Here is a 6,343-nt window from a genome sequence, read left to right as displayed (position 1 = left end):
TGTTACTAGAGATATTCTAACAGCAAGCTGTCGTAGAAGAAATGGCACATACAACTCAACATCAATTCCGATTCGGGGAATCGACAATATTGATGGAACCTTGAGGTATTCATAGGTAGCAAGTAGGATGCAATTAGAGACAGCTTTGCTGCCCGAACCTTTTGAGTAAATGAACTACCCCACCTGAATTTTAAAATCAGGTGGGGTAATTCACGTACGGCAAACACTACGTGCTACGCAAAGCTGTAACAGGATTTAGCTGGCTAGCGCAAAGAGCCGGGAGAAAACTAGCGCCCACTCTCACCAGCAGCGCCGATCCTAAGGACAAAGTGGCTGTACTGCTTTCAAATTGATAGGGCAAATCAAAAGTACTGACAACCACCAACGTCAACCCATGCACTGTCATCAGCGCCACAGTTCCCCCTAACAAGCTCAAAACCGCCGCTTCGAGAATGAACTGCAACATAATGTCCTGCTTTGTTGCCCCGATCGCCAGCTTCAGACCAATTTCAGAAGTCCGCTCCGCGACAGTGGCGATGGTAATATTGGCAATGCCGACACCACCCACCAATAGAGAGATTACTCCCACTGCTGCCAGTGCCATTGAAACGGATTCAAAGGTTTTGAAACTTCTTTTTTATGCATAATTCAAGGATTTATGTTTTTATTACTATTCCGACTCATGCAATCTGAAGCTGAGGTTATATCTGGTAGCTGATGGTCGTAGTTTAAGCCCATTGCACAGGATCTAATTGATAGTAACGTTGCAATTGCTCATAAACTGCTGGATGCTTGGACAGCAATTGGTGTGGTTTCTCAAAGAATGTCTCAGTCGCTACGGCAAAAAATTCTGCGGGATTGGTTGCACCATAGCTATCCATTACCGTCTTTGCACCTTGCAGAACATCATTACAAAGTTGCTGATATGCTTCTGTCATCACCTTCGCCCAAATAGCATAGTCTGAGTTGCTTTGCAGTATCGGAACTCCTTCAGCTTTACCATTTTCTTGATCCAACTGATGGGCGAATTCATGAAGCACAACGTTACGTCCATCCCTCCAGTTATTAGTGTCTTGTTTCACCTGTTCCCAAGATACTACTACTTGGTCATTTGTCCACGATTCACCCAGTCTTGCCACACGCCTTTCTTCAACAACATAATTTCCGATGGAAGTCGTTTCCTGAACTAAATAAGCGTTTGGATACACCAGTATTGAACGAAGTCTAGGGAAGTACTGTCCACGTTCATTTAGTAGGAGTAAACAGGCGACACCAGCAAGGGTAAGTTTCATTTCCTCCGTCACCTGTAATCCTCTACAGCCAATAAATTGCTTTTCTGCTAAGAATACTTGAATATGTCCCTGAAGTCGTCTGATTTCATCGGGAGAGAGATAGAGATAAATAGGAAGATTATTCTCAATAATCGCATTCCACAGTGGGGGGAAAGGACGATGTTTGAGACGGTTTCTTCGCCTTTTTACTAGAACGGGATTGATTAAAATCCCAGTGAGAATCAGCCCAATGATGAGAAAGACAACTATTGTTTTAATCATTTAATTTGGAGCAGATTACATATTTAATACCAATTTTGTATTATAATACGCCAAACTAAAAACTATATTTACTGGCACACATCACCGCTATTGAATTAGAATTATGCAAGATTGAACTTTGGTAGAAAGGGTTTTTTGAAGCCCTTGCTCAACTTTGCTAATTAGTTTATCAAAAGCCTCTTGATCTGCTGTCAATTGTTCTTGAAGAACTTTCTCTAACTCAGGCTTTATTTGCTCACACATATCCTCGATTTTTTTGTCACTCAAAAAACTAGAACGAACCCAACTAGGTACATCCACATTTGTCTTGATTACTTCTTGAACACTCTTGCGATTTAGTTCCATTCCTGCCGCCATCACCGAAGCCCCATATACTAGTGCAATAGGCCAGGTTAAATGTCCAGTTAGGATGAGAGTGATGATGCTAGCTACGGTGCCTCCACCAATTACTACATTGACAATAAAGCCCACTGTCTCAGCCAAAATAGCATCTCCAATTCGTAGCTCTGGGTTAACAAAATTTGGGTCAATGCTATCCTGGAACCTTAAGCTGCTTCTAGGTATCTGAAACTTTCGACATATTGGATCGGTTTGTGCGGCTAAATCGGGTTGTATTTTATTGCTAAACCAAGAAGCGCATTGATGATTAATTATCTGCACAGCGCGATCGCTTTTGAACCACTGTTCTGCCCGACCGATCAAAGCTGTTTCCAACTCTGCTAAAGTCCGTATCTTGTTTTTTTGCCAATCTTTTAAACCTGGTTGAACTGCGTTGACAATCAAGCCATCTGTCAAAGGCTTAGTTAGTGATTCGATTAACTCCGGGATATGCGTTTCAATCAAACCTTTAAGCTTGTTCGAGGTAAATAGTTTGTTGACTTCTTGCTTAAAAGCAGCAGCACGCAGATCCCATCGTCCTACTCGTGCTAAACCCATTGCAATGCAGCGTTCCGGTTCCGGATCGGGGCGAAGTAGCGTTTCTGGTTCGGGAAACATTTCCTGACAAAGCAAGTGCGTAAACTTCATGCGAGACGCACCCCCAGTCATTAACACAAGTTTCGGCACGAACCCAAGTTTTTCTAGCTTTTCTTTCGCCTCGGTTAAAGAGTCTCTAAACGATCGCACCCAACTATGATGCTCCAGTTCCGGTAAGGGCTGGTTTAAAATTTCCTCCATCAGCAATTTATTCACTTGGGGAATAAAATAAATCTGTTCGTTAATCGACTCGAAGCCACGCGCAAAGGATTCAGGATCGCTGTATAGCTGTTCATTAGAAAAGTAATCTTCTTTAGCTTTGCGACAAGCAAGTTCACAACGAGCTTGGTGATGCGGATATTCCTTAAATACTTTTTCGAGTAATGCTTTTTGTTCGTGGTTGGCGAGAGTCTGGGCAAAAATAGCCTTGTCAATTAGGGATGCACCTAAAGTATTACTCCCGAAATCTATCGGGATCTCTTCTAAGCTTTTAACCAGAGTAAAATCTGTGGTTGAAGAACCAATATCGACAATTAGCACCGATCCAACAAGTTTGTCATACTCCAACTTGCCGGCTTCTTTGGCTTGCATGAAAGCAGCCCGCGATTCAGGTACAACATTTAGCTGGGGAATGCCAGCTTCTTGAAGCAGCTTTTGGTATTCGGAGCGATCGCTAACTGACCACCCGGAAGGGCAACCTATGTAAAAATAGCTACCTTCCCCACCTTCGAGTTGTTTGCTTTCTTTTAAAAGGCGGTAGTAGGTTGCTACAAAAGTGCTAATTGTTTCCCGATATTTGGGATCGTTGTTGGGTTTTTGCTTGAATGAAATTGTCAGTTGGGTAACGCCAGCTTGAATTAATGCTTGTTCGCCGACCAGATAACCGAGTTTGGGATGCCAACCAAGGGCTGTAATTTGGTTCTTCTTGTTATTAATTTCCAGCATTTGGGGGGGTTCGATACTTTCCACTATCGCTTTAGCTACAGCCGTTTCACCGTGCCCCAAATCAAAACCGATTGTTTCTAAAATTTCCATATCCTTATTGTCTATTATTCTCTAGCAGAGGAATATGCTGGCTCAATTACCCGGCCGCGCCGAATCAAGCGATCGCCTTTCAACAAAGCAGGAGTTAGAGTCACGTGATCTTTGGTATCAGGGTCGATACTTGGCTCAAAGTCAAAATACCCGCGATCGCTGTGAGGGTCATTTGGTCGGTAAATTTGAGCGTTAATTCCCTGAGACATTAAAATCTGTGGCAGAAGTTTTGCAAGTTCATGAGCCATTTGGGGTTTATCAAGTTTTGATGCGCCCATTAGCCTTTGCAGAAAATTCAATAGCTCTGGTAGTTCTTCTATTGCTAGGTCGCTTTCATGTTTATTCCATTCTTCTACTCTAGCTACTGCTAGGTCGATAGTGTTGAGAGCATCGCCAAGGTGATCTAAAAATATTTTGCTATCAACCCGGAGCAGAGGTTTAGGTAATTCTAATAGCTCTTGAGACATAGAATTTTGCTGGTTGTTTAAGTCGAGTTGAAGTACAATTTCTACCCCTATAAGTACAGAGGTTAGTAAAATTGCCATCCATGCACCTGGGGTAGTTTTAGTTAAAGAGAACAACGAACCTAAGATGCCTATATAAATTAGTGCCTTTAGCAATTTCAGAATTAATCTGCTGGAAAAAAACTTTGTACCTGAGTTAGTAAATTGCCTTTGCTCTGTTGGAGCAAGTTGAGAATAGTTAGCCGCAGCAAGAGCAGCAATGGACTGCCGCAGCGTATCTAGGAAAAAGGAAGCCAGACGAACCTGAGCCAAATTAAGTTTTTCAATGTAAATTCTTTCGAGATTATCAAGTCGGTTTTGAACCAACTTAATTATCTCCTCAATGCTGGTTGTATTATCAATATCTGTCTGGAGTTGGTTGCGTTCTTCGCTAAAAAGTGAGGTGATTGTTTTCATGGCGTTGACTAAGACTCTAACGTTACTAATAAGGGTCAAACGAACGGTTGTTTGGTTATTTCACCCTGTAATCACATGATGACTGATGTAATTAACTCAGTTGTATGGTTCCAGCATATTTTTATTAGAAAATTGCACTCAATGTTATATATAGGAATCATATTTGATTGCGTGAAATACACGTAGGGTGCGTTATGCCTCTGGCTAACGCACCATCAGATAGTTTGGTGCCGTACTCTTGGCGATAACACACCCTACATATACTTAAATTTTTTCATAAATCAAATCAGATTCCTATATAAATCTTGCATATAGTTGAGATCACACTTAGACTACTGATGAGGCAGATTCACTGGGGCGTTTGAAGCCACCCATTGCCTAACTATTGATTGCAAATTACTAGCTAAGGTAGGAGAAGCAGAATGTTTATTTGCGTCATTGCAGACTACGGTACAGGAGATCCGGCATTTACAGAAGTCACACAACGTCTGCTGATGGCTTTTCCCCATGCCCAAATTCATTTGCTTTCGGTTCCAGCATTCAGTACTTTAGCAACAGGATTCTGGATTGCCCAACTGGGACTCAACCCAGGCCCTAGCGATCGCCTAATTTATCATAACTGTGCCCCTCGTCAAGATGATCCCGAAGCCCGTCGGGATAATGAAGGTGAAGGACTAACTTATGCCCTTTTATCCAATGGTGTAAAAGTAGTAGGTGTGAATGCAGGCTACACCCTCTCCTTTATTAAAGACTATACAAAGGAGTTGCGAGTAGTTAACGTTTCTCGTGGTGGATCGCAGTTTCGCTCACGGGATGTGTTTCCTCCGGCGGCGGCGGCGATTATGAATGAAGATTTTAGCCTTTTGGGAGATAGCCTCAAGAGTGAGCAAATCCCAGATGTTCCACCAGATCGAATTGCTTGGATTGATGGCTACGGCAACATCAAAACAACTATTGGGGCGCATACACTTAACTTGGAGCCTCAAAGCAAGATTGTGATCCGGATTGGAGATGTAGTCAGTGATGCAATCTATTCTGATGGCAGCTTCAAGGTGTCTGAAGGAACTTTAGCCTTTGCTCCTGGTAGTTCCGGTTGGTCAACAGGCGATTCTGGAGAACCATTGCGCTTTTTAGAACTATTTCTGCGAGGAGGGAGTGCTTGGGAGCGCTTTGGTCGTCCCCGTGTGAATCAGCAAGTAACTCGAATTGCCTAAAAGTAGGGTTGGTGACTTCTGTCTGTGGCTGAGTGCGGGCTGCCTTTATTGAGTTACCCTGACCAAAATGCTTGATAAAAATGCTGTTCGATGTGGAACATTTGGCATTTTTTATAGTAAACCGTTGACGGTGCAAGCAACAATTCGATGGGAGTTTTAACTTGCTCGAACAACGTAGTCGGGGTATTGAACTAGATGTTGCTGGAGAAATCTTGCCAGGATGGAAAATCATTGCCAGCTATGCATATATCGCAATACACTTGGGTTAGCATTTCTTTCTTCTCTTTGCGTCCAACTCTTAGAGACGCTGCGCGATGGCGGTAGCCTGCGGCAAGCCGATGCAGCGTCTACGTTAAAAAAATTGACTTTAACAAAGAGTTTTAGCCTTAACCCAAGCGTATTGCCTTTAAAAGCTTTTACTATCTCTGCCCTCACCTGGCAATTTTGGGTTGGCAGACCACTAGGTACGATTTGTATTGATTCTAATTGTTGCGTTCGCTTTCGTGTTGAATAAAAGCAAATTTGCTAAGTTCCTATATTGAATTCGGACAGTCGTTGATTGAATTCGGGCAGTCGTTGATTGAATTCGGGCAGTCGTTTATTGAATTCGGGCAGTCGTTTATTGAATTCGGGCAGTCGTTTATTG

Annotated in this window: 6 protein-coding genes; 2 read left to right on the top strand and 4 right to left on the bottom strand. The window is 42.7% G+C overall.

The features are described 5' to 3' along the window. Window positions 1–226 precede the first annotated feature (226 nt). The 4 genes from ACFFAP_RS28895 to ACFFAP_RS28880 form a co-directional block, all read right to left on the bottom strand. Window positions 227–604 (bottom strand): ABC transporter permease, encoded by a 378-nt coding sequence (locus ACFFAP_RS28895; RefSeq protein ID WP_375514454.1) that lies wholly within the window; start codon window positions 602–604, stop codon window positions 227–229. Window positions 605–728: 124 nt separating this feature from the next. Continuing rightward, entirely contained in the window at window positions 729–1,553 is an 825-nt protein-coding gene (locus ACFFAP_RS28890) for a zinc-dependent peptidase (protein ID WP_375514453.1), read from the bottom strand. Window positions 1,554–1,640: 87 nt separating this feature from the next. After that, complete coding sequence (locus ACFFAP_RS28885) at window positions 1,641–3,563, bottom strand: Hsp70 family protein (protein WP_375514452.1); 1,923 nt, start codon at window positions 3,561–3,563, stop codon at window positions 1,641–1,643. 14 nt (window positions 3,564–3,577) lie between these two features. After that, a complete protein-coding gene (locus tag ACFFAP_RS28880; protein ID WP_375514451.1) occupies window positions 3,578–4,483 on the bottom strand; it encodes a hypothetical protein in 906 nt (301 codons plus the stop codon). A gap of 422 nt (window positions 4,484–4,905) precedes the next feature. On the opposite strand from ACFFAP_RS28880, the gene ACFFAP_RS28875 reads away from it, so the two are divergent. Together ACFFAP_RS28875 and ACFFAP_RS28870 are read left to right on the top strand one after the other, a co-directional pair. Beyond that, window positions 4,906–5,697: an S-adenosyl-l-methionine hydroxide adenosyltransferase family protein gene (locus ACFFAP_RS28875; RefSeq protein WP_375514450.1), complete on the top strand. Its 792-nt coding sequence runs from the start codon at window positions 4,906–4,908 to the stop codon at window positions 5,695–5,697. A gap of 220 nt (window positions 5,698–5,917) precedes the next feature. Further along, entirely contained in the window at window positions 5,918–6,211 is a 294-nt protein-coding gene (locus ACFFAP_RS28870) for a hypothetical protein (RefSeq protein ID WP_375514461.1), read from the top strand. The last annotated feature ends 132 nt before the right edge of the window (window positions 6,212–6,343 follow it).

It is taken from the genome of uncultured Nostoc sp., assembly GCF_964245575.1.
In the GTDB taxonomy this organism is placed as follows: Bacteria; Cyanobacteriota; Cyanobacteriia; order Cyanobacteriales; family Nostocaceae; genus Nostoc.
The sequence above is the reverse complement of the archived record's forward strand: the minus strand, read 5'-3'. Positions and strand labels throughout refer to the sequence as shown.